Genomic DNA, 19,509 nt, shown 5'->3' on the forward strand with positions numbered 1-19,509 from the left:
CCTGCCCGAGGCGGGGGCGGGCTCGACGCTGGTCGTCACTGGTGGGTCCTTCTGCTCCCGCGGCGGTGGTGGTGCGCGGGCGGTGTGTGGTTTCGGTGGCCGGACACCGCGATTCTGCCAGCCCCGCGGTCGGGGGTTCAGCGCGGGCCGAACCCCCGTGCCCGTGCGGGACGTTGTCGTCCAGGGGGGTGGAGCGCGTTGGCTCCGGCCGATCGCCGCGTGGCACACTGCCGATGCGCTTCGACGAGCGGTGCGGGAACCGCGGGCGCCCCGTCCGGGGCCGGCCATGACGAGGTCGTCCACTCATACAAGTAGGGAAGTGTCTCGGTGCAGCCGCTGATCGACTCTGCCCACACGTCCGACGGGCCGGGCCGGGGTGAGGGCGGCGGCACGAACGCGCCCGGCACCGCGGGCCCGGCCGTGCCGGCCCGGCTGCGGGCGCTGGCCGCCCACCGCTGGTCCTGGCCGCTGGCCCTGCTGCTGGGGTACGGCGCCCAGGTGGCGTTCCGCCTGGTGCTGTCGGTCCACAACTACTTCCCCTCGGTGCACGCCGACGAGGACTCCTACCTGGTGATCGCGCGGGTGCTGGCCGGCCGGCCGACCACCGAGATGCCGGTCGGGGTGGTGATCCCCGGGGGGTACCCGCTGCTGATCTCGCCGGCGCTGCGGATCGCCGACAGCCCGGCCGCCGCGTACCACCTGGTGATGGGCATCAACGCGGTGCTCAACGCGCTGGTGTTCCCGCTCGCCGTGGCGGCGGCGCGCCGGGCGGGCCTGTCCCGCCCGCAGGCGTACCTGGTGGGCACCGCCGCGGCCGTGGTGCCGCCGGTGGTCTTCTACTCCCAGTTCGCCATGTCGGACACCGTGCTCCCGGTGCTGCTGCTGGCCTGGGCGATCGCGATGCACGGCTGGCTGTCGCCCGGCCCGCTGCGCCGCCGGGCGCTGTACGCGGCGGGGACGGGCCTGGCGGCCGGCTACGCGATGGCCACCCACGACCGCGGCGGGGTGGTGGTCGCGCTGACGGCGCTGGTCCTGCTGGTGGTGCTGGCCGCCGGCTGGGCGCCGCGGCTCGCCTCGCTGGCCGGCCTCGGCGGGCTCGGGGTCTCGTACCTGGGCGCGAAGCTGCTGGAGCGCTTCGTCGAGGGCCAGTTCAAGGACGTGCCGCCGAGCACGGTCGGCAACAAGGTCTTCGAGAACCTGGAGGACAGCAGGTACATCGGCACGATCGTCGCCCGCACCTTCGGGCAGCTGTGGTACTTCATGACCTCCACCTACGGCTTCGGGGCGGTCGCCCTGGTGCTGTGCGTCGCGGTGGTCTTCCGGCGGCGGTACCCGGTGGCCGACCGGGTGGTGGCCTTCGCCCTGGTGGCGATGCTGTTCGGCACCGCGCTGGCCGCCGCGGCCGGCCTGGCGGACAACGACCGGACCGACAACTGGGTGTACGCCCGGTACTGCGCGGTGCTGGTGCCGCTGTTCCTGGTGGTCGGGCTGGCCGCGCTGTTCCGGGCCGGGGCCCGGGCCCTGCTGTGGGCGGCGCTGGCCGGGACGGCGGCGATCGGGATCATCCAGCTGTCGGTCGGCGCGTACGCCGGGTCGGCGCTCAAGCTGTGGATCAGCCCGTGGACGGTGCCGGACGCGATGTTCCTGGCCTCGACCTGGGACGGCCTGCACATGGTCCGCACCAGCTTCGGCGCGCTGGCGGTGCTGGCCGCCTGCCTGCTGCTGCGGGTGGCCGGCGGGCGCCGGGTGGTGGCCGCGGTGGTGGGCTGCGTGGCGCTGTTCGCCGTCTACGCGACGGTCGCCGTCACCGACAACGTCTCCGAGCCGCACGCCAAGTTCCGCAAGTACCAGGCGGTCGGGGTGGCCAAGGAGGCGGGCCTGCGCAAGGGCGACAACGTCGTCCTGGACATGGACCTCGACTGGGACACCCGGATGGCGATGGCCTACGAGGTCTACTGGGGCCGGGTCTGGTCGGACGACCTGAAGGACGGCTCCAACCCGCCGGAGAGGGCCACCGCGTACCTGGCGGCGACGTCCTCCCGCAAGGACGCCCCGCCGGAGGCCAGCTGGCCGTACCCGAAGCCGGGCTGGCACATCGCGAAGTACAACAAGGACCGCGGCTGGGTGCTCTGGCGCCGGGACTGACCGGGGCCGTCACCCCTCCGGGGCCGGTGAGGAGCGCCTCACCGGCCCCGATTGGCATCCGGACTGCTCCATGTGGCAGTATGTCCAAGTTGCTCGGTTGAGTGCCGATGCTGCGCGCCTCCCGCCGGGAGGACCGGAAGCGAGTCCCATGTACTCGTCGTTCCCGTGATGGCCGTCAAGCGTGAGTTCTACGCCACGGCAGCTGCGGGGCGAAAGTACGGGAATCTTCCGGGAAGCGTGTGCGGGGCCTCGACCCGGCCGCCCCCACCCCGAAAGTTTGAAACCGACGAAGCACTTCGCCGGTTTTTTGCAAGCGCGAGTGCGACACGCCCGAGCGCGGGGGTCGGAGGGGAAGTCGTGCAGTAACTAAGGACAAAGGACTACTGAGTAGCCATGGCGGGACAGAAGATCCGCATCCGGCTCAAGGCCTACGACCACGAGGTCATCGACTCCTCGGCGAAGAAGATCGTCGAGACGGTGATCCGTACTGGTGCGCAGGTCGCGGGCCCGGTGCCGCTGCCCACTGAGAAGAACGTGTACTGCGTCATCCGCTCGCCGCACAAGTACAAGGACTCGCGCGAGCACTTCGAGATGCGTACTCACAAGCGTCTGATCGACATCCTCGACCCCACGCCGAAGACGGTTGACTCGCTGATGCGTCTCGACCTGCCGGCCGGCGTCGACATCGAGATCAAGCTCTGAGAGGCGCACCGAAGATGGCTAAGCAGATTAAGGGCATCCTGGGCGAGAAGCTCGGCATGACCCAGGTCTGGGACGAGAACAACCGGGTCGTCCCGGTGACCGTCGTCAAGGCCGGGCCGAATGTCGTGACCCAGGTCCACACCGCCGACAGCCCGGCCGGCTACGACGCCGTGCAGATCGGCTTCGGCGAGATCGACCCCCGCAAGGTGAACAAGCCCCTCGCGGGCCACTTCGCCAAGGCCGGTGTCACCCCGCGCCGCCACCTGGTCGAGCTGCGTACCTCGGACGCCTCCGAGTACACCCTGGGCCAGGAGATCACCGCGGAGCTGTTCGAGGCGGGTGTCAAGGTCGACGTGACCGGCACCTCCAAGGGCAAGGGCTTCGCCGGTGTCATGAAGCGTCACAACTTCAAGGGCCTCGGCGCCGGTCACGGCACCCAGCGCAAGCACCGCTCGCCCGGTTCCATCGGTGGCTGCGCCACCCCGGGCCGTGTGTTCAAGGGCCTGCGCATGGCCGGTCGGATGGGCCACGAGCGTGTGACCACCCAGAACCTGACCGTGCACGCGGTCGACGCGGAGAAGGGTCTGCTGCTCATCAAGGGCGCCGTCCCGGGCCCGAACGGCGGCCTCGTCCTCGTCCGCACCGCGGCGAAGGGGCTGTGAAGGATATGAGCACCATTGACATCCTGTCGCCGGCTGGCGACAAGACCGGCAGCATCGAGCTGCCGGCCGAGATCTTCGACGCGAAGGTCAGCGTTCCGCTGATGCACCAGGTCGTCGTGGCGCAGCTCGCTGCGGCCCGTCAGGGCACCCACAAGACCAAGACTCGTGGCGAGGTCCGCGGTGGCGGCAAGAAGCCGTACCGCCAGAAGGGCACCGGCCGCGCCCGCCAGGGCTCGACCCGTGCGCCGCAGTTCGCCGGCGGTGGCGTCGTGCACGGTCCCGTGCCGCGCGACTACTCGCAGCGGACCCCGAAGAAGATGATCGCCGCCGCCCTGCGCGGTGCGCTCACCGACCGGGCCCGCCACAACCGCATTCACGTCGTCACCGGCGTGACCGCGACCGAGGCGCCGTCGACCAAGGCCGCCAAGAGCCTGTTCGGCAAGATCACCGAGCGCAAGAACGTCCTCCTGGTCGTCGAGCGCGAGGACGAGCTGGGCCTGAAGTCCGCTCGCAACCTGCCGCACGTGCACATCCTGGACGCCGGTCAGCTGAACACCTACGACGTGCTCGTCTCCGACGATGTGGTCTTCACCCAGGCCGCCTTCGAGCGTTTCGTGGCCGGTCCGGTCGCGTCCGCCAAGGCCGTTGCCGCTGAGGGCGAGCTCGAAGGGAGCGCCGCCTGATGAGCGACGTTACGAGCAAGACGTTCACGGACCCCCGTGACGTCCTGGTGAAGCCGGTCATCTCGGAGAAGAGCTACTCGCTCCTCGACGAGAACAAGTACACGTTCATCGTGTCGCCGGGCGCCAACAAGACCCAGATCAAGCAGGCCGTCGAGGCGGTCTTCTCGGTCAAGGTCGAGGCTGTCAACACGATCAACCGTCAGGGCAAGCGCAAGCGCTCCAAGACGGGCTTTGGCAAGCGCAAGGACACCAAGCGCGCCATCGTGACGCTGGCCGAGGGCAACCGCATCGACATCTTCGGTGGTCCGGTCTCCTGAACCAGGAGATCGTGATCGTCGATTAGGACGAGGACGAGAGAGCCAAATGGGCATCCGCAAGTACAAGCCGACTACGCCGGGCCGTCGCGGCTCCAGCGTGGCCGACTTCGTAGAAATCACGCGGTCCACCCCGGAGAAGTCGCTGGTTCGCCCGCTGCACAGCAAGGGCGGCCGCAACAACGCCGGTCGTGTCACCGCTCGCCACCAGGGTGGCGGTCACAAGCGCGCCTACCGCGTGATCGACTTCCGTCGTCACGACAAGGACGGCGTGCCGGCCAAGGTCGCTCACATCGAGTACGACCCGAACCGCACCGCGCGCATCGCGCTCCTGCACTACGCGGACGGCGAGAAGCGCTACATCATCGCGCCGCGCGGCATCGCGCAGGGTGACCGGATCGAGAACGGCGCTGGCGCCGACATCAAGCCGGGCAACAACCTGCCGCTGCGCAACATCCCGGTCGGTACCACCATCCACGCGGTGGAGCTGCGTCCCGGCGGCGGTGCCAAGCTGGCCCGCTCGGCCGGCTCCGGCATCCAGCTGCTGGCGCGTGAGGGCAAGATGGCGCACCTGCGCATGCCCTCCGGTGAGATCCGCCTGGTCGACGCGCGCTGCCGTGCCACCGTCGGCGAGGTCGGCAACGCCGAGCAGTCGAACATCAACTGGGGCAAGGCCGGCCGTATGCGCTGGAAGGGCGTCCGCCCGACCGTGCGTGGTGTGGCCATGAACCCGATCGACCACCCGCACGGTGGTGGTGAGGGTAAGACCTCCGGTGGTCGCCACCCGGTCTCGCCGTGGGGTAAGCCCGAGGGCCGTACCCGTCGCCCGAACAAGGCGTCGGACAAGCTCATCGTGCGCCGCCGCAAGACCAACAAGAAGCGCTAGGAGCAGGTCAGATGCCGCGCAGTCTCAAGAAGGGCCCCTTCATCGACGGCCACCTCATCAAGAAGGTGGACGCTCAGAACGAGGCGGGTACCCAGAACGTCATCAAGACCTGGTCCCGTCGTTCCGTGATCTCCCCGAGCATGCTCGGCCACACGATCGCGGTTCACGATGGCCGTAAGCACGTCCCGGTGTTCGTCACCGAGTCGATGGTCGGCCACAAGCTCGGCGAGTTCGCTCCGACCCGCACCTTCCGTGGCCACGTGAAGGAAGACCGGAAGTCGAAGCGTCGCTAAGCCAGAGCTTGCGCGCCAAAAAGACTCAATGACTTACTCCATTAAGGGGACAACCATGGAAGCCAGGGCTCAGGCGCGGTACATCCGCGTGACGCCCATGAAGGCCCGCCGCGTGGTGGACCTCATCCGTGGCATGAATGCCACGGAGGCCCAGGCCGTCCTGCGTTTCGCTCCGCAGGCCGCCACCGTGCCGGTCGGCAAGGTGCTCGACAGCGCCATCGCCAACGCCGCGCACAACTACAACCACTCCAACGTGGACGACCTCTACATCTCCGAGGCGTACGTTGACGAGGGCCCGACCCTGAAGCGGTTCCGTCCGCGCGCCCAGGGCCGCGCCTACCGGATCCGCAAGCGGACCAGCCACATCACCGTGGTCGTCAGCAGCAAGGAAGGGACCCGGTAATGGGCCAGAAGGTTAACCCGCACGGGTTCCGCCTCGGCATCAGCACGGACTTCAAGTCCCGCTGGTACGCCGACAAGCTGTACAAGGACTACGTCAAGGAAGACGTCGCCATTCGTCGCATGATGACGAAGGGCATGGAGCGCGCCGGCATCTCCAAGGTCGAGATCGAGCGCACCCGCGACCGCGTCCGCGTCGACATCCACACCGCCCGCCCCGGCATCGTCATCGGTCGCCGTGGCACGGAGGCCGACCGCATCCGCGGCGACCTGGAGAAGCTGACCGGCAAGCAGGTCCAGCTGAACATCCTCGAGGTCAAGAACCCCGAGCTGGACGCCCAGCTCGTGGCCCAGGGCGTCGCGGAGCAGCTGTCCTCCCGCGTCTCCTTCCGCCGTGCCATGCGCAAGTCGATGCAGGGCACCATGAAGTCCGGCGCCAAGGGCATCAAGGTCCAGTGCTCCGGTCGTCTCGGCGGCGCCGAGATGAGCCGTTCGGAGTTCTACCGCGAGGGTCGCGTGCCGCTGCACACCCTGCGGGCGAACGTCGACTACGGCTTCTTCGAGGCCAAGACCACCTTCGGCCGCATCGGCGTGAAGGTCTGGATCTACAAGGGCGACGTCAAGAACATCGCCGAGGTCCGCGCTGAGAACGCCGCTGCCCGCTCGGGCAACCGCCCGGCCCGTCCCGAGGGTGGTCGTCCCGCCCGCGGTGGCGACCGCCGTGGTGGCGAGCGCGGTGGCCGCGGCCGTCGTCCTGCCGCTGCCGAGGCCCCCGCGGCCGCTGCGGTGGAGGCTCCGGCTGCCGAGAACACCGGAACGGAGGCCTGACCGCAATGCTGATCCCCCGTCGGGTCAAGCACCGCAAGCAGCACCACCCGAAGCGCCGCGGCGCCTCGAAGGGTGGCACCGAGCTGGCGTTCGGCCAGTTCGGCATCCAGGCCGTGACCCCGGCCTACGTGACGAACCGTCAGATCGAGTCCGCTCGTATCGCGATCACCCGTCACATCCGCCGTGGCGGCAAGGTCTGGATCAACATCTACCCGGACCGTCCGCTCACCAAGAAGCCGGCCGAGACCCGCATGGGTTCCGGTAAGGGTTCGCCGGAGTGGTGGATCGCGAACGTGCACCCGGGTCGGGTCATGTTCGAGCTGTCGTACCCGAACGAGAAGGTTGCTCGCGAGGCGCTCACCCGTGCCGCGCACAAGCTGCCGATGAAGTGCCGGATCGTCCGGCGCGAGGACGGTGAGAGCTGATGTCGGCCGCTACCAAGGCTGCTGAGCTTCGTTCGCTGGACAACGAGGGTCTCGTTGCCAAGCTTCGCGAGGCCAAGGAGGAGCTGTTCAACCTCCGCTTCCAGGCGGCGACCGGGCAGCTCGACAACCACGGACGGCTCAAGCTCGTCCGCAAGGACATCGCGCGGATCTACACCCTGATGCGCGAGCGCGAGCTGGGCATCGAGACGGTGGAGAACGCCTGATGACTGAGAACACCAACGAGACGCGCGGTTTCCGCAAGACCCGTGAGGGTCTCGTCGTCAGCGACAAGATGGACAAGACCGTCGTCGTCGCCGTCGAGGACCGCGTCAAGCACGCTCTGTACGGCAAGGTCATCCGCCGTACGAACAAGCTGAAGGCGCACGACGAGCAGAACGCGTGCGGCGTGGGCGACCGGGTTCTCCTCGCGGAGACCCGCCCGCTGTCCGCGACGAAGCGCTGGCGCGTCGTCGAGATCCTCGAGAAGGCCAAGTAACGAAGCCGATGTGGTACGGCCGTATGTGCAGCGGGTCCCCCTGGGGCGCCGGTGTGAGCAGCGGCCGGCCCGTCGACTCTCGTTGACGATCAGGAGAAAGCTGTGATCCAGCAGGAGTCGCGACTGCGCGTCGCCGACAACACTGGTGCCAAGGAGATCCTTTGCATCCGTGTTCTCGGTGGCTCCGGTCGCCGCTACGCCGGTATCGGGGACGTCATCGTCGCGACCGTCAAGGACGCGATCCCCGGCGGTTCGGTGAAGAAGGGTGACGTCGTCAAGTGCGTCGTCGTCCGCACCGTCAAGGAGCGTCGTCGTCCGGATGGCTCGTACATCCGCTTCGACGAGAACGCTGCGGTCGTTCTGAAGAACACCGACGGTGACCCCCGTGGTACGCGCATCTTCGGCCCGGTGGGCCGCGAGCTGCGCGACAAGAAGTTCATGAAGATCATCTCGCTGGCGCCGGAGGTGCTCTGACCCATGGCGAACAGCATGAAGATCAAGAAGGGTGACCTGGTCCAGGTCATCACCGGCAAGGACAAGGGCAAGCAGGGCAAGGTCATCCAGGCCATGCCGGCTGAGAACAAGGTCCTCGTCGAGGGTGTCAACCGGGTCAAGAAGCACACCAAGCCGGGTCCGGGTACCCAGGGTGGCATCGTGACCGTCGAGGCCCCGGTGCACGTCTCCAACGTCCAGCTGGTCGTGGAGAAGGACGGCAAGAAGGTCGTCACCCGCGTCGGCTACCGCTTCGACGACCAGGGCAACAAGATCCGCGTTGCCAAGCGAACCGGTGAGGACATCTGATGTCTGAGACGTCTGTTGAGAAGGTGGCCCCGCGACTCAAGGAGCGTTACAACTCCGAGATCAAGGGCCAGCTGAACGAGCAGTTCCAGTACGAGAACGTCATGCTGATCCCCGGCCTGGTCAAGGTCGTGGTCAACATGGGCGTCGGCGAGGCTGCCCGTGACAGCAAGCTGATCGAGGGCGCGATCCGCGACCTGACCGCGATCACCGGTCAGAAGCCGGCCGTGACCAAGGCTCGCAAGTCCATCGCGCAGTTCAAGCTGCGCGAGGGCCAGCCGATCGGCACCCACGTCACCCTCCGTGGTGACCGCATGTGGGAGTTCCTGGACCGTCTGGTTTCGCTGGCCCTGCCGCGAATCCGCGACTTCCGCGGTCTCTCCCCGAAGCAGTTCGACGGCCGTGGCAACTACACCTTCGGTCTGACCGAGCAGGTTATGTTCCACGAGATCGACCAGGACAAGGTCGACCGTCAGCGCGGTATGGACATCACCGTCGTGACCACCGCTCAGACCGACGACGAGGGCCGGGCGCTGCTGCGCGCTCTGGGCTTCCCGTTCAAGGAGGCGTGAGCCAATGGCGAAGAAGTCCCTCATCGCGAAGTCCGAGCGCAAGCCGAAGTTCGGCGTCCGGGCCTACACCCGGTGCCAGCGCTGCGGCCGTCCGCACTCGGTGTACCGCAAGTTCGGCCTGTGCCGTGTCTGCCTCCGTGAGATGGCGCACCGCGGCGAGCTGCCGGGCGTGACCAAGAGCTCCTGGTAATCCAGGCGCCCTAGGCACACAGCGACGCAGAGGTGCCCGACCCCACCGGCCCGCCGATCTCACATTGCTGAGGTTTGGGCTGCCGTACGGATTCCCGTAAGGTAGTGGGGTCGGGCCCCCTGCCGCGGCTTCCCCATGGACGTCCGTGGCCCTTCTCGGAGGGCTCGCACCCAGTCTTACTACGTCGTAGGTCCCCTGCGCTTGTGCCCCTGACGAACTCGCGAGAGTGCGGAAGGGGGACCTGGCGCGGAGAAACCACGGCGAGAGAGGCCTGAGGCCATCATGACCATGACCGACCCCATCGCAGACATGCTCACGCGTCTGCGTAACGCGAACTCGGCGTACCACGACACCGTGGCGATGCCGGCCAGCAAGATCAAGGCGCACGTCGCCCAGATCCTGCAGCAGGAGGGGTACATCTCCTCCTACAAGGTTGAGGAGCCGGCTGAGGGCGAGGTCGGCAAGAAGCTGACCATCGAGCTCAAGTTCGGCCCCAACCGTGAGCGCTCCATCGCCGGCATCAAGCGCATCAGCAAGCCGGGTCTGCGCGTTTACGCAAAGTCCACCAACCTGCCGAAGGTTCTCGGCGGCCTGGGCGTGGCGATCATCTCCACGTCCTCCGGCCTCCTGACCGACAAGCAGGCCGCCAAGAAGGGCGTAGGCGGAGAAGTTCTCGCCTACGTCTGGTAATTCGGGAAACGGAGGTACAGCAATGTCGCGCATTGGACGGCTGCCCATCCAGGTCCCCGCTGGCGTGGACGTCACCATCGATGGCCAGGCGGTCTCGGTGAAGGGCCCGAAGGGCTCGCTCACCCACGTCGTCGCCGAGCCGATCGAGATCGGCAAGGGCGAGGACGGCACCGTGCTCGTCACCCGCCCCAACGACGAGCGTCGCTCGAAGGCCCTGCACGGCCTGACCCGCACGCTGGTGGCGAACATGATCACCGGCGTGACCCAGGGCTACCGCAAGTCGCTGGAGATCAGCGGTGTTGGTTACCGTGTGAACGCGAAGGGCTCCGACATGGAGTTCTCGCTCGGCTACAGCCACCCGATCCTGGTCTCCGCGCCGGAGGGCATCTCCTTCGTCGTCGAGTCGCCCACCAAGTTCCACGTGGACGGCATCGACAAGCAGAAGGTCGGCGAGGTCGCCGCGAACATCCGCAAGCTGCGCAAGCCCGACCCGTACAAGGCCAAGGGCGTCAAGTACGCGGGCGAGGTCATCCGCCGCAAGGTCGGAAAGAGTGGTAAGTAAGCGATGAGCGTCTCTGTCAAGATCGGCAAGGGCAACGCCTACAAGAGCGCCGCTCGCAAGCGCCGCGCGATCCGCGTTCGCAAGCGCGTCGTCGGCACCGAGGTGCGTCCGCGTCTCGTCGTGACGCGCTCGAACCGTCACATGGTCGCCCAGGTCATCGACGACGCCAAGGGTCACACCCTGGCGTCGGCGTCCACCCTCGACGTGTCCATCAAGGGCGCCGAGGGCGACAAGACCGAGCTGGCCAAGAAGGTCGGGAGCCTGGTCGCCGAGCGCGCCAAGGCCGCCGGCATCGAGTCGGTCGTCTTCGACCGCGCGGGCAACCGGTACGCCGGCCGCATCGCCGCCCTGGCGGACGCGGCCCGCGAGGCCGGGCTCGACTTCTAAGCCGCTCGTCGACTCTGTCGACGGACGTAAACGAGAGAGGTAATTCCAATGGCTGGACCCCAGCGCCGCGAAGGCGGCGCCGGTCGCGGCACGGGTGGCGAGCGGCGCGACCGTAAGCGTGATGGTCAGGGCAACGCCCCGGCTGTCGAGAAGACCGCTTACGTGGAGCGCGTCGTCGCGATCAACCGTGTCGCCAAGGTTGTCAAGGGTGGCCGTCGCTTCAGCTTCACCGCGCTCGTCGTGGTGGGCGATGGCGAGGGCACCGTGGGTGTCGGTTACGGCAAGGCGAAGGAGGTTCCGGCCGCCATCGCCAAGGGTGTTGAGGAGGCCAAGAAGAACTTCTTCAAGGTCCCCCGTATCCAGGGCACCATCCCCCACCCGATCCAGGGTGAGAAGGCCGCCGGCGTCGTGCTGCTGAAGCCCGCCGCCCCCGGTACCGGTGTTATCGCCGGTGGTCCGGTGCGTGCCGTCCTGGAGTGCGCCGGCATCCACGACATCCTGTCGAAGTCGCTCGGCTCGGACAACGCGATCAACATCGTGCACGCCACCGTGGTGGCTCTGAAGGGCCTCGTGCGCCCCGAGGAGATCGCCGCCCGTCGTGGCCTGCCGCTGGAGGACGTGGCCCCCGCCGCTCTGCTGCGGGCGCGTGCTGCTGGGGTGAGCGCCTGATGGCTCGCCTGAAGATCACGCAGACCAAGTCGTACATCGGCAGCAAGCAGAACCACCGTGACACCCTGCGTTCGCTTGGTCTCAAGCGCATGCACGACGTCGTGGTGAAGGAGGACCGTCCCGAGATCCGCGGGATGGCCCACACGGTCCGTCACCTGGTGACGGTTGAGGAGGTGGACTGATCATGGGCGACAACCCGATCAAGATCCACAACCTGCGTCCCGCCCCGGGTGCCAAGACCGACAAGATCCGTGTGGGTCGTGGTGAGGGCTCCAAGGGTAAGACCGCCGGTCGTGGTACCAAGGGCACCAAGGCCCGCTACCAGGTTCCGCAGCGCTTCGAGGGTGGCCAGATGCCGCTCCACATGCGCCTGCCGAAGCTGAAGGGCTTCAAGAACCCGTTCAAGATCACGTTCCAGGTGGTGAACCTGGACAAGCTGGCCGAGCTCTACCCGCAGGGTGGCGAGGTCACGGTCGAGGACCTGGTCGCGAAGGGCGCGGTTCGCAAGAACTCCCTCGTCAAGGTGCTCGGCACCGGCGAGGTCTCGGTCGCCCTCCAGGTGACGGTCGACGCCGTCTCCGGCTCGGCCGCCGAGAAGATCAAGGCCGTCGGCGGTACGGTCACCGAGCTCGTCTGAGCCCGCTGACGCCGTCGTCACGAGCCCCGCACCTCCTCCGGGAGGTGCGGGGCTCGCGCCGTGTCCGGACTTTCCGGCCGCGGCGGTGCTCGTTCTTTTGTGTGGCAAACCCGGGCATCCCGTACCCCGTGAGTGGGGGAGGGGCAGGACGTGCTTCTTCCGAGTGGCCGCGCACTGTTAGAGTCCGTGGAGTTCCCTTGTAGGCTGCGCGTAGGCTCGCCTGTGCCGTCTGTACGGGAGCCCGTACCGCCAAACTCCCCATTCAGGACCGACCCTCCCGCCGACGACGCGCGGGAGGCGCAGGAGGCACCGTGCTCAGTGCGTTCGCGCGGGCGTTCCAGACGCCCGACCTGCGCAAGAAGCTGCTGTTCACGCTGGGCATCATGGTGCTGTTCCGGCTGGGCTCGCACATTCCGATCCCGGGCGTGAGCTTCACGGCCGTGAACGAGTGCGTGAAGGAGACCAAGAACAGCGGGCTCTTCGGACTCGTCAACCTGTTCAGCGGGGGCGCGCTCCTCCAGCTGACGATCTTCGCCCTCGGCATCATGCCGTACATCACGGCGAGCATCATCCTCCAGCTCCTCACCGTCGTGATCCCGCGACTGGAGATGCTGAAGAAGGAGGGACAGGCCGGCCAGGCCAAGATCACCCAGTACACCCGCTACCTGACCATCGCGCTCGCCGTGCTCCAGGGCACCGGCATCGTCGCGACGGCCTCCAGCGGCGCGCTGTTCTCCGGCTGCCCGCTGGCGAACCAGATCGTCCCGGACACCGGCGTGTTCCGGATCGCCGTCATGGTGCTCACCATGACCGCCGGCACCACGGTCATCATGTGGCTCGGCGAGCTGATCACCGACCGCGGCATCGGCAACGGCATGTCGCTGCTGATCTTCACCTCGATCGCCGCCCAGTTCCCGTCCTCGATGTGGGCGATCAAGCAGTCCGGCACCATCGGCGACGGCTGGGTCGAGTTCCTCTCCGTGGTCGCCGTCGGCGTCATCGTCGTGATGCTGGTCATCTTCGTCGAGCAGGCCCAGCGCCGGATCCCGGTCCAGTACGCGAAGCGGATGATCGGCCGCCGGGCGTTCGGCGGGACCTCGACCTACATCCCGCTCAAGGTGAACCAGGCCGGTGTCATCCCGGTCATCTTTGCCTCGTCGCTGCTGTACATCCCCGCGCTGGTGGTCCAGCTGACCAACAGCCAGGCCGGTTGGGCCACGTGGATCCGGACGAACTTCGTCAAGGGTGACCACCCGATCTACATGGCCACCTACTTCCTGCTGATCGTCTTCTTCGCCTTCTTCTACGTCGCCATCTCCTTCAACCCCGAAGAAGTTGCCGACAACATGAAGAAGTATGGTGGGTTCATCCCGGGCATCCGGGCCGGCCGGCCGACGGCCGAGTACCTGAACTACGTGCTGACCCGAATCACGTGGCCGGGTTCGCTCTACCTGGGCCTGATCGCGTTGATCCCGATGATCGCCCTGGTCGCCTTCGGACAGCAGACCAACTTCCCGTTCGGCGGCACCAGCGTGCTCATCGTCGTCGGCGTCGGACTCGAAACTGTGAAGCAGATCGAGAGCCAGCTCCAGCAGCGCAATTACGAAGGGTTCCTCCGCTGATGCGTATCGTCCTCGTTGGTCCTCCCGGGGCCGGGAAGGGTACTCAGGCGCACCTGCTCGCCAAGACCCTGTCCATCCCCCACATCTCCACCGGTGACCTGTTCCGGGCGAACATCAGCCAGGGCACCCCGCTCGGGCTCGAGGCCAAGAGCTACATGGACGCCGGGCGCCTGGTGCCGGACGAGGTCACCATCGGGATGGCCAAGGACCGCATGCTCCAGGACGACGCCGCCAACGGCTTCCTGCTCGACGGCTTCCCCCGCAACCTGGGGCAGGCCAAGGCGCTGGACGAGTTCCTCGCCGAGCAGGGCATCCAGCTGGACGGTGTGCTGGACCTGGAGGTCCCCGAGGACGAGGTCGTCCGCCGGATCGCCGGCCGCCGCCTGTGCCGCAACGACGGTGGCCACGTCTTCCACGTGGACTACAACCCGCCGAAGGTCGACGGCGTCTGCGACGAGTGCGGCGGCGAGCTGTACCAGCGCTCGGACGACACCGAGGACAAGGTGCGCACGCGCCTGGAGGTCTACCACACGGAGACCGAGCCGATCATCGACTACTACGCCCAGCAGGGCCTGGTGGCGACGATCTCGGCCCTCGGCAAGGTGGAAGAGGTCACCGCCCGCTCGATCGAGGCGCTGAAGCAGGACCGCTGAGTTCCTCGGCGAAGGTACGACGGTACGGCCGGGTCGCCCGCCCACGCGGGTGGCCCGGCCGTTTCGGCGTCGTACGGTGGTAGCAGTGGCAATCCGGACTTGGAAGGCGTGACCAGATGGTGGAGATCAAGACCCCCGAGCAGATCGCGAAGATGCGAGCGGCCGGGCTGGTCGTCGCCGAGGCCCTGAAGGCCTGCCGCGAGGCGGTCGTGCCGGGGGTGACCACCCAGGAGCTCAACGACATCGCGGACAAGGTCATCACCGACCACGGCGCCACCTCGAACTTCCGGGCCCACCACGGCGGGCTCTGGTTCCCGGGCGTGATCTGCGCCTCGGTGAACGACGAGGTCGTGCACGGCATCCCCGGCGAGCGGGTGCTCCAGGAGGGCGACGTCATCTCGATCGACTGCGGCGCCATCCTGGACGGCTGGCACGGCGACTCGGCCATCACCGTCGCGGTGGGCGAGGTCCGCCCGGAGGTCGAGATGCTGAGCCGGGTCACCGAGGGCTCGATGTGGGCCGGCATCGCCCAGATGAAGAAGAACAACCGCCTGGTGGACGTCTCCAAGGCGATCGAGGGCTACATCCGCCGCCAGCCGCTGCCGCCCAAGGGCAAGTGGGGCATCACCGAGGGCTACGGCGGCCACGGCATCGGCACCGCGATGCACATGGAGCCGCACGTGCTGAACTACGTCGAGCGCGGCCGCGGCAAGGGCCCCAAGCTGGTGCCCGGCACCGTGCTGGCGATCGAGCCGATGGTCTCGCTCGGCACGCCGCACACCACCGTGCTGGAGGACGACTGGACGGTCGTCACCAACGACGGCACCTGGGCCTCGCACTGGGAGCACTCGGTGGCCGTCACCGAGCAGGGTCCGCTGGTGCTGACCGCCTTCGACGGCGGCAAGGCGGAGCTGGCCAAGCTGGGCGTCACCGCAGCTCCGGACCCCCTCGGGTAGTCGCCCCCGGCGCTCGGCGGCCGCTGCTGACACGGGATCAGGGCCCTGGAGGTTTGGACCTCCAGGGCTTTTGTCCTATTTTTATCCGCTGGCATGGTCCGCAGTGGCTTACGAGCGAGCAGGAGAGAGCACGTGCTCAAGGGATTCCGCGACTTCATGATGCGCGGCAACGTCGTCGACATGGCCGTCGGTGTGGTCATCGGCGCCGCGTTCACCGCGGTGGTGACCGGCTTCGTGTCCGCCTTCCTCACCCCGCTGGTGGGCGTGGTGGTCGGCGCGGCCGGCGACTTCAGCTCGTACAAGGCGACCGTCGCGGGCGTGACCTTCCCGTACGGGCAGTTCCTCAACGTCCTGATCGCGTTCCTGATGACCGCCGCGGTGCTGTACTTCTGCGTGGTGCTGCCGATCACCAAGGCGACCGCCCGCTACATGCCGAAGAAGCCGAAGGCGCCGATGCGGCCCTGCCCCGAGTGCCTCACCGAGATCCCCGCGGCCGCCCGCCGCTGCTCGGCCTGCACCGCCCACGTCGAGCCGCCGGCCGCCGTCGCCAAGGCCTGACGCGACGGGTGTGACGGCGACCGCTTTCCGGGGCCCCGGTTTTGGTCCACCGCACGCGCTGGCGTAGGATGGACCGTCGGCTCACTCGTAGCGTGCTTCAGCGCGCCCTCTTCCCTCCGGGGGAGGGGTGAACCCAGGTTCGCACGAGCGTTCCGCATACGGTAGCCGGTCCCGGAAGGTGGATCTCGCAGTTCATGGCTAAGAAGCAAGGCGCCATTGAGATCGAGGGCACCGTGATCGAGTCTCTTCCGAACGCGATGTTCAAGGTCGAGCTGCAGAACGGTCACAAGGTCCTCGCGCACATCAGTGGCAAGATGCGCATGCACTACATCCGCATCCTGCCGGACGACCGGGTCGTCGTGGAGCTCAGCCCCTACGACCTCACGCGCGGGCGGATCGTCTACCGCTACAAGTAAGAACGTCAGATCTAGACCCGGAGAACCTGAACATGAAGGTCAAGCCGAGCGTCAAGAAGATCTGCGACAAGTGCAAGGTGATCCGCCGCCACGGCCGGGTCATGGTGATCTGCGACAACCTGCGCCACAAGCAGCGCCAGGGCTGATCGCTCTCCAGCATTTCTCGTAGTACTTCGCGCGACGCGAAAACGTCATAAGCGGGCCACCCGATCCGTCCGTTCGCGGGCGGACTGCCGCCCCCGGTCAGAGGCCGGGGCTCCCTCGTCGAGAGGCGAAGGAGTAGGTGGCACGCAAGACCTCTGAAGAACCACAGGAGCCTTGAATGGCACGCCTCGCCGGCGTTGATCTCCCCCGTGAGAAGCGGATCGAGATCGCCCTCACCTACGTGTACGGCATCGGCCGTACCCGCGCCCAGCAGACCCTGGCCGAGACCGGTGTCAACCCGGATGTCCGCGTTCGCGACATCTCCGAGGAAGACCTCGTCAAGCTGAGCCAGTACATCGACGCCAACTACACGGTCGAGGGTGACCTCCGCCGTGAGGTGGCCGCCGACATCCGCCGCAAGGTCGAGATCGGCTGCTACGAGGGTCTGCGTCACCGCCGCGGCCTGCCGGTCCGCGGTCAGCGCACCCACACCAACGCGCGTACCCGCAAGGGCCCGCGTCGCGCGATCGCCGGCAAGAAGAAGCCGGGCAAGAAGTAGTCCGTCCCGTCACCGGACATCCCTCCGGCCCGCGGGTCAGCGGACCGACCACCTCAGTAGGAGAACAGACTTATGCCCCCCAAGGGTCGTCAGGCTGCCGGCGCGAAGAAGATCCGCCGCAAGGAAAAGAAGAACGTCGCTCACGGCCACGCGCACATCAAGAGCACGTTCAACAACACCATCGTTTCGATCACCGACCCCTCGGGCAACGTGATCTCCTGGGCCTCCGCCGGCCATGTCGGCTTCAAGGGCTCGCGCAAGTCCACCCCGTTCGCCGCGCAGATGGCCGCCGAGGCCGCTGCCCGTCGCGCGCAGGAGCACGGCATGCGCAAGGTCGACGTCTTCGTGAAGGGTCCGGGCTCCGGCCGCGAGACCGCGATCCGCTCGCTCCAGGCCACCGGCCTGGAGGTCGGCTCGATCCAGGACGTCACCCCCACCCCGCACAACGGCTGCCGTCCGCCGAAGCGCCGCCGCGTCTGACGCAGCGCCTTCGGGCACGCGGGTAATGCTTTGACCTGGTACGGGGTCCCGTCGTGTGCGGGACCCCGTACTCTTGGCATGAGGCCACCGCCTCGTGGCCATTCGTTCGGCGTCAAATAGTGGGCGCCGAAAACTGGAGGATCGAAACCCCATGCTTATCGCTCAGCGTCCTTCGCTGACCGAAGAGGTCGTCGACGAGTTCCGCTCCCGGTTCGTGATCGAGCCGCTGGAGCCGGGCTTCGGCTACACCCTCGGCAACTCCCTGCGCCGCACGCTCCTGTCGTCGATCCCGGGTGCCGCTGTCACCAGCATCCGCATCGACGGCGTCCTGCACGAGTTCACCACCGTGCCGGGCGTCAAGGAGGACGTGACCGACCTCATCCTCAACATCAAGCAGCTGGTCGTCTCCTCGGAGCACGACGAGCCGGTCGTGATGTACCTGCGCAAGCAGGGCCCGGGCGTCGTCACCGCCGCCGACATCGCCCCGCCGGCGGGTGTCGAGGTGCACAACCCCGAGCTGGTCCTCGCCACGCTGAACGGCAAGGGCAAGCTGGAGATGGAGCTGACCGTCGAGCGCGGTCGCGGCTACGTCTCCGCCGTCCAGAACAAGGCCTCCGGCCAGGAGATCGGCCGCATCCCGGTCGACTCGATCTACAGCCCCGTGCTGAAGGTCACCTACAAGGTCGAGGCCACCCGTGTCGAGCAGCGGACCGACTTCGACAAGCTGATCGTCGACGTCGAGACCAAGCCCGCCATGCGTCCGCGCGACGCCATGGCCTCGGCCGGCAAGACCCTGGTGGAGCTGTTCGGCCTCGCCCGCGAGCTGAACATCGACGCCGAGGGCATCGACATGGGCCCGTCCCCGACGGACGCCGCCCTGGCCGCCGACCTGGCGCTGCCGATCGAGGAGCTGGAGCTCACGGTCCGCTCCTACAACTGCCTCAAGCGCGAGGGCATCCACACCGTGGGTGAGCTCGTCGCCCGCTCCGAGGCCGACCTGCTCGACATCCGCAACTTCGGTGCGAAGTCGATCGACGAGGTCAAGGCGAAGCTGGCCGGCATGGGCCTGGCCCTCAAGGACAGCCCGCCCGGGTTCGACCCGACCGCCGCCGCCGACGCGTTCGGCGCCGACGACCTCGACGACTCGCACTTCGCCGAGACCGAGCAGTACTGAGAGATTCGGCCGCGGGGGCGGCCGCACGTCGGCCGCCCCCGTCGTCCTGAAAGCCGTACGGGCACCGTGCCCGTACGCCCGCTGCGGTACCTGGTACGGCCGCAGTCGGAGATTCGAGGAGTAATTCCATGCCGCGTCCCACCAAGGGTGCCCGTCTGGGCGGTGGCCCGCACCACGAGCCGCTGCTGCTCGCCGGTCTGGCCCGTGAGCTGTTCCAGTACGGCCGCATCACCACCACCGAGGCCAAGGCCCGCCGCCTGCGCCCGCTGGCGGAGAAGCTGATCACCAAGGCGAAGAAGGGCGACATCCACAACCGTCGCCTGGTGCGCAAGACCATCACCGACGTGTCGGTGCTGCACACCCTCTTCACCGAGATCGCGCCGCGCTACGAGAACCGCCCGGGTGGCTACACCCGCATCACCAAGATCGGTCCCCGTCGTGGCGACAACGCCCCGATGGCCGTGATCGAGCTGGTCGAGGCGCTGACCGTCGCGCAGACCGCCGTCGGCGAGGCCGAGGCCGCCACCAAGCGTGCCGTCAAGGAGGCCGACGCCAAGGTCGAGGCCACCGAGACCGAGGCCGCCGAGCAGGCCTGACACCGGTAGGTGT

Annotated in this window: 32 protein-coding genes; all 32 read left to right on the top strand. The window is 67.7% G+C overall.

Annotated elements, in window-relative coordinates:
• Positions 1-327 precede the first annotated feature (327 nt).
• Positions 328-2,145, top strand: a complete 1,818-nt coding sequence (locus tag ACH5AR_RS06185) for a hypothetical protein (protein ID WP_396300195.1) — start codon at positions 328-330, stop codon at positions 2,143-2,145.
• 393 nt (positions 2,146-2,538) lie between these two features.
• Positions 2,539-2,847 carry a 30S ribosomal protein S10 gene (rpsJ, locus tag ACH5AR_RS06190; RefSeq protein WP_012785157.1) on the top strand — a complete coding sequence of 103 codons (309 nt, stop codon included), beginning with the start codon at positions 2,539-2,541 and terminating at the stop codon, positions 2,845-2,847.
• 14 nt (positions 2,848-2,861) lie between these two features.
• On the top strand, positions 2,862-3,509 hold the full coding sequence (rplC, locus tag ACH5AR_RS06195) for a 50S ribosomal protein L3 (protein ID WP_031063055.1): 648 nt from the start codon (positions 2,862-2,864) through the stop codon (positions 3,507-3,509).
• 5 nt (positions 3,510-3,514) lie between these two features.
• A complete protein-coding gene (gene rplD / locus ACH5AR_RS06200) occupies positions 3,515-4,192 on the top strand; it encodes a 50S ribosomal protein L4 (protein WP_396300196.1) in 678 nt (225 codons plus the stop codon).
• Positions 4,192-4,509, top strand: coding sequence for a 50S ribosomal protein L23 (gene rplW, locus ACH5AR_RS06205; RefSeq protein ID WP_030280768.1), 318 nt, complete (start codon positions 4,192-4,194; stop codon positions 4,507-4,509). Before rplD ends, rplW begins: the two co-directional genes overlap by 1 nt.
• A gap of 46 nt (positions 4,510-4,555) precedes the next feature.
• Positions 4,556-5,392 carry a 50S ribosomal protein L2 gene (rplB, locus tag ACH5AR_RS06210; RefSeq protein WP_030232466.1) on the top strand — a complete coding sequence of 279 codons (837 nt, stop codon included), beginning with the start codon at positions 4,556-4,558 and terminating at the stop codon, positions 5,390-5,392.
• 11 nt (positions 5,393-5,403) lie between these two features.
• Positions 5,404-5,685, top strand: a complete 282-nt coding sequence (gene rpsS, locus ACH5AR_RS06215) for a 30S ribosomal protein S19 (protein ID WP_030280772.1) — start codon at positions 5,404-5,406, stop codon at positions 5,683-5,685.
• 55 nt (positions 5,686-5,740) lie between these two features.
• The gene (gene rplV / locus ACH5AR_RS06220; protein ID WP_030280773.1) at positions 5,741-6,088 is read left to right on the top strand and encodes a 50S ribosomal protein L22; all 348 of its coding nucleotides are present in this window, start codon (positions 5,741-5,743) and stop codon (positions 6,086-6,088) included.
• Complete coding sequence (rpsC, locus tag ACH5AR_RS06225; protein WP_396300197.1) at positions 6,088-6,912, top strand: 30S ribosomal protein S3; 825 nt, start codon at positions 6,088-6,090, stop codon at positions 6,910-6,912. Before rplV ends, rpsC begins: the two co-directional genes overlap by 1 nt.
• Before the next feature lie 5 nt (positions 6,913-6,917).
• Positions 6,918-7,337, top strand: a complete 420-nt coding sequence (gene rplP / locus ACH5AR_RS06230) for a 50S ribosomal protein L16 (RefSeq protein WP_030300385.1) — start codon at positions 6,918-6,920, stop codon at positions 7,335-7,337.
• A complete protein-coding gene (rpmC, locus tag ACH5AR_RS06235; protein WP_030232478.1) occupies positions 7,337-7,561 on the top strand; it encodes a 50S ribosomal protein L29 in 225 nt (74 codons plus the stop codon). The genes rplP and rpmC overlap by 1 nt, the downstream gene beginning before the upstream one ends.
• Positions 7,561-7,833: a 30S ribosomal protein S17 gene (gene rpsQ, locus ACH5AR_RS06240; protein ID WP_030280777.1), complete on the top strand. Its 273-nt coding sequence runs from the start codon at positions 7,561-7,563 to the stop codon at positions 7,831-7,833. Before rpmC ends, rpsQ begins: the two co-directional genes overlap by 1 nt.
• Before the next feature lie 102 nt (positions 7,834-7,935).
• Complete coding sequence (gene rplN / locus ACH5AR_RS06245; RefSeq protein WP_030300391.1) at positions 7,936-8,307, top strand: 50S ribosomal protein L14; 372 nt, start codon at positions 7,936-7,938, stop codon at positions 8,305-8,307.
• A 15-nt stretch (positions 8,308-8,322) separates the two neighbouring features.
• Complete coding sequence (rplX, locus tag ACH5AR_RS06250) at positions 8,323-8,634, top strand: 50S ribosomal protein L24 (RefSeq protein ID WP_030263484.1); 312 nt, start codon at positions 8,323-8,325, stop codon at positions 8,632-8,634.
• A complete protein-coding gene (rplE, locus tag ACH5AR_RS06255; protein ID WP_396300198.1) occupies positions 8,634-9,203 on the top strand; it encodes a 50S ribosomal protein L5 in 570 nt (189 codons plus the stop codon). Before rplX ends, rplE begins: the two co-directional genes overlap by 1 nt.
• Before the next feature lie 4 nt (positions 9,204-9,207).
• On the top strand, positions 9,208-9,393 hold the full coding sequence (locus ACH5AR_RS06260) for a type Z 30S ribosomal protein S14 (RefSeq protein WP_030055830.1): 186 nt from the start codon (positions 9,208-9,210) through the stop codon (positions 9,391-9,393).
• 282 nt (positions 9,394-9,675) lie between these two features.
• The gene (gene rpsH, locus ACH5AR_RS06265) at positions 9,676-10,083 is read left to right on the top strand and encodes a 30S ribosomal protein S8 (protein WP_350503566.1); all 408 of its coding nucleotides are present in this window, start codon (positions 9,676-9,678) and stop codon (positions 10,081-10,083) included.
• Positions 10,084-10,105: 22 nt separating this feature from the next.
• Positions 10,106-10,645, top strand: a complete 540-nt coding sequence (rplF, locus tag ACH5AR_RS06270; protein WP_316523508.1) for a 50S ribosomal protein L6 — start codon at positions 10,106-10,108, stop codon at positions 10,643-10,645.
• A 3-nt stretch (positions 10,646-10,648) separates the two neighbouring features.
• Positions 10,649-11,032, top strand: a complete 384-nt coding sequence (rplR, locus tag ACH5AR_RS06275; protein ID WP_030280785.1) for a 50S ribosomal protein L18 — start codon at positions 10,649-10,651, stop codon at positions 11,030-11,032.
• A 48-nt stretch (positions 11,033-11,080) separates the two neighbouring features.
• A complete protein-coding gene (gene rpsE, locus ACH5AR_RS06280; protein WP_316523510.1) occupies positions 11,081-11,701 on the top strand; it encodes a 30S ribosomal protein S5 in 621 nt (206 codons plus the stop codon).
• Positions 11,701-11,883 carry a 50S ribosomal protein L30 gene (rpmD, locus tag ACH5AR_RS06285; RefSeq protein ID WP_030055835.1) on the top strand — a complete coding sequence of 61 codons (183 nt, stop codon included), beginning with the start codon at positions 11,701-11,703 and terminating at the stop codon, positions 11,881-11,883. The genes rpsE and rpmD overlap by 1 nt, the downstream gene beginning before the upstream one ends.
• Positions 11,884-11,885: 2 nt before the next feature.
• On the top strand, positions 11,886-12,338 hold the full coding sequence (gene rplO / locus ACH5AR_RS06290) for a 50S ribosomal protein L15 (protein ID WP_396300199.1): 453 nt from the start codon (positions 11,886-11,888) through the stop codon (positions 12,336-12,338).
• Between the two features lie 311 nt (positions 12,339-12,649).
• Positions 12,650-13,960, top strand: coding sequence for a preprotein translocase subunit SecY (secY, locus tag ACH5AR_RS06295; protein WP_350573989.1), 1,311 nt, complete (start codon positions 12,650-12,652; stop codon positions 13,958-13,960).
• Positions 13,960-14,613, top strand: a complete 654-nt coding sequence (locus ACH5AR_RS06300; protein ID WP_396300200.1) for an adenylate kinase — start codon at positions 13,960-13,962, stop codon at positions 14,611-14,613. The genes secY and ACH5AR_RS06300 overlap by 1 nt, the downstream gene beginning before the upstream one ends.
• A 116-nt stretch (positions 14,614-14,729) precedes the next feature.
• The gene (map, locus tag ACH5AR_RS06305) at positions 14,730-15,569 is read left to right on the top strand and encodes a type I methionyl aminopeptidase (protein ID WP_396300201.1); all 840 of its coding nucleotides are present in this window, start codon (positions 14,730-14,732) and stop codon (positions 15,567-15,569) included.
• Between the two features lie 132 nt (positions 15,570-15,701).
• Positions 15,702-16,127: a large conductance mechanosensitive channel protein MscL gene (gene mscL / locus ACH5AR_RS06310; protein ID WP_396300202.1), complete on the top strand. Its 426-nt coding sequence runs from the start codon at positions 15,702-15,704 to the stop codon at positions 16,125-16,127.
• Positions 16,128-16,321: 194 nt separating this feature from the next.
• Positions 16,322-16,543 (top strand): translation initiation factor IF-1, encoded by a 222-nt coding sequence (gene infA, locus ACH5AR_RS06315; protein ID WP_003956442.1) that lies wholly within the window; start codon positions 16,322-16,324, stop codon positions 16,541-16,543.
• A gap of 32 nt (positions 16,544-16,575) precedes the next feature.
• Positions 16,576-16,689 carry a 50S ribosomal protein L36 gene (gene rpmJ / locus ACH5AR_RS06320; RefSeq protein WP_003956441.1) on the top strand — a complete coding sequence of 38 codons (114 nt, stop codon included), beginning with the start codon at positions 16,576-16,578 and terminating at the stop codon, positions 16,687-16,689.
• 176 nt (positions 16,690-16,865) lie between these two features.
• On the top strand, positions 16,866-17,246 hold the full coding sequence (gene rpsM, locus ACH5AR_RS06325) for a 30S ribosomal protein S13 (RefSeq protein WP_097237495.1): 381 nt from the start codon (positions 16,866-16,868) through the stop codon (positions 17,244-17,246).
• A gap of 72 nt (positions 17,247-17,318) precedes the next feature.
• Positions 17,319-17,726, top strand: a complete 408-nt coding sequence (gene rpsK, locus ACH5AR_RS06330) for a 30S ribosomal protein S11 (protein ID WP_014136257.1) — start codon at positions 17,319-17,321, stop codon at positions 17,724-17,726.
• 151 nt (positions 17,727-17,877) lie between these two features.
• A complete protein-coding gene (locus ACH5AR_RS06335) occupies positions 17,878-18,900 on the top strand; it encodes a DNA-directed RNA polymerase subunit alpha (protein ID WP_049649049.1) in 1,023 nt (340 codons plus the stop codon).
• Positions 18,901-19,028: 128 nt separating this feature from the next.
• Entirely contained in the window at positions 19,029-19,496 is a 468-nt protein-coding gene (gene rplQ, locus ACH5AR_RS06340; RefSeq protein WP_396300203.1) for a 50S ribosomal protein L17, read from the top strand.
• The last annotated feature ends 13 nt before the right edge of the window (positions 19,497-19,509 follow it).

This window comes from Kitasatospora sp. NPDC018619, assembly GCF_044391605.1.
Taxonomy (GTDB): domain Bacteria; phylum Actinomycetota; class Actinomycetes; order Streptomycetales; family Streptomycetaceae; genus Kitasatospora.

Bases quoted from the DNA above. Each gene is read 5' to 3' on its own strand.
- rpsJ (WP_012785157.1), top strand. From the start codon at position 2,539: ATGGCGGGACAGAAGATCCGCATCCGGCTCAAGGCCTACGACCACGAG.
- rplC (WP_031063055.1), top strand. From the start codon at position 2,862: ATGGCTAAGCAGATTAAGGGCATCCTGGGCGAGAAGCTCGGCATGACC.
- rplD (WP_396300196.1), top strand. From the start codon at position 3,515: ATGAGCACCATTGACATCCTGTCGCCGGCTGGCGACAAGACCGGCAGC.
- rplW (WP_030280768.1), top strand. From the start codon at position 4,192: ATGAGCGACGTTACGAGCAAGACGTTCACGGACCCCCGTGACGTCCTG.
- rplB (WP_030232466.1), top strand. From the start codon at position 4,556: ATGGGCATCCGCAAGTACAAGCCGACTACGCCGGGCCGTCGCGGCTCC.
- rpsS (WP_030280772.1), top strand. From the start codon at position 5,404: ATGCCGCGCAGTCTCAAGAAGGGCCCCTTCATCGACGGCCACCTCATC.
- rplV (WP_030280773.1), top strand. From the start codon at position 5,741: ATGGAAGCCAGGGCTCAGGCGCGGTACATCCGCGTGACGCCCATGAAG.
- rpsC (WP_396300197.1), top strand. From the start codon at position 6,088: ATGGGCCAGAAGGTTAACCCGCACGGGTTCCGCCTCGGCATCAGCACG.
- rplP (WP_030300385.1), top strand. From the start codon at position 6,918: ATGCTGATCCCCCGTCGGGTCAAGCACCGCAAGCAGCACCACCCGAAG.
- rpmC (WP_030232478.1), top strand. From the start codon at position 7,337: ATGTCGGCCGCTACCAAGGCTGCTGAGCTTCGTTCGCTGGACAACGAG.
- rpsQ (WP_030280777.1), top strand. From the start codon at position 7,561: ATGACTGAGAACACCAACGAGACGCGCGGTTTCCGCAAGACCCGTGAG.
- rplX (WP_030263484.1), top strand. From the start codon at position 8,323: ATGAAGATCAAGAAGGGTGACCTGGTCCAGGTCATCACCGGCAAGGAC.
- rplE (WP_396300198.1), top strand. From the start codon at position 8,634: ATGTCTGAGACGTCTGTTGAGAAGGTGGCCCCGCGACTCAAGGAGCGT.
- ACH5AR_RS06260 (WP_030055830.1), top strand. From the start codon at position 9,208: ATGGCGAAGAAGTCCCTCATCGCGAAGTCCGAGCGCAAGCCGAAGTTC.
- rpsH (WP_350503566.1), top strand. From the start codon at position 9,676: ATGACCATGACCGACCCCATCGCAGACATGCTCACGCGTCTGCGTAAC.
- rplF (WP_316523508.1), top strand. From the start codon at position 10,106: ATGTCGCGCATTGGACGGCTGCCCATCCAGGTCCCCGCTGGCGTGGAC.
- rplR (WP_030280785.1), top strand. From the start codon at position 10,649: ATGAGCGTCTCTGTCAAGATCGGCAAGGGCAACGCCTACAAGAGCGCC.
- rpsE (WP_316523510.1), top strand. From the start codon at position 11,081: ATGGCTGGACCCCAGCGCCGCGAAGGCGGCGCCGGTCGCGGCACGGGT.
- rpmD (WP_030055835.1), top strand. From the start codon at position 11,701: ATGGCTCGCCTGAAGATCACGCAGACCAAGTCGTACATCGGCAGCAAG.
- rplO (WP_396300199.1), top strand. From the start codon at position 11,886: ATGGGCGACAACCCGATCAAGATCCACAACCTGCGTCCCGCCCCGGGT.
- ACH5AR_RS06300 (WP_396300200.1), top strand. From the start codon at position 13,960: ATGCGTATCGTCCTCGTTGGTCCTCCCGGGGCCGGGAAGGGTACTCAG.
- map (WP_396300201.1), top strand. From the start codon at position 14,730: ATGGTGGAGATCAAGACCCCCGAGCAGATCGCGAAGATGCGAGCGGCC.
- infA (WP_003956442.1), top strand. From the start codon at position 16,322: ATGGCTAAGAAGCAAGGCGCCATTGAGATCGAGGGCACCGTGATCGAG.
- rpmJ (WP_003956441.1), top strand. From the start codon at position 16,576: ATGAAGGTCAAGCCGAGCGTCAAGAAGATCTGCGACAAGTGCAAGGTG.
- rpsM (WP_097237495.1), top strand. From the start codon at position 16,866: ATGGCACGCCTCGCCGGCGTTGATCTCCCCCGTGAGAAGCGGATCGAG.
- rpsK (WP_014136257.1), top strand. From the start codon at position 17,319: ATGCCCCCCAAGGGTCGTCAGGCTGCCGGCGCGAAGAAGATCCGCCGC.
- ACH5AR_RS06335 (WP_049649049.1), top strand. From the start codon at position 17,878: ATGCTTATCGCTCAGCGTCCTTCGCTGACCGAAGAGGTCGTCGACGAG.
- rplQ (WP_396300203.1), top strand. From the start codon at position 19,029: ATGCCGCGTCCCACCAAGGGTGCCCGTCTGGGCGGTGGCCCGCACCAC.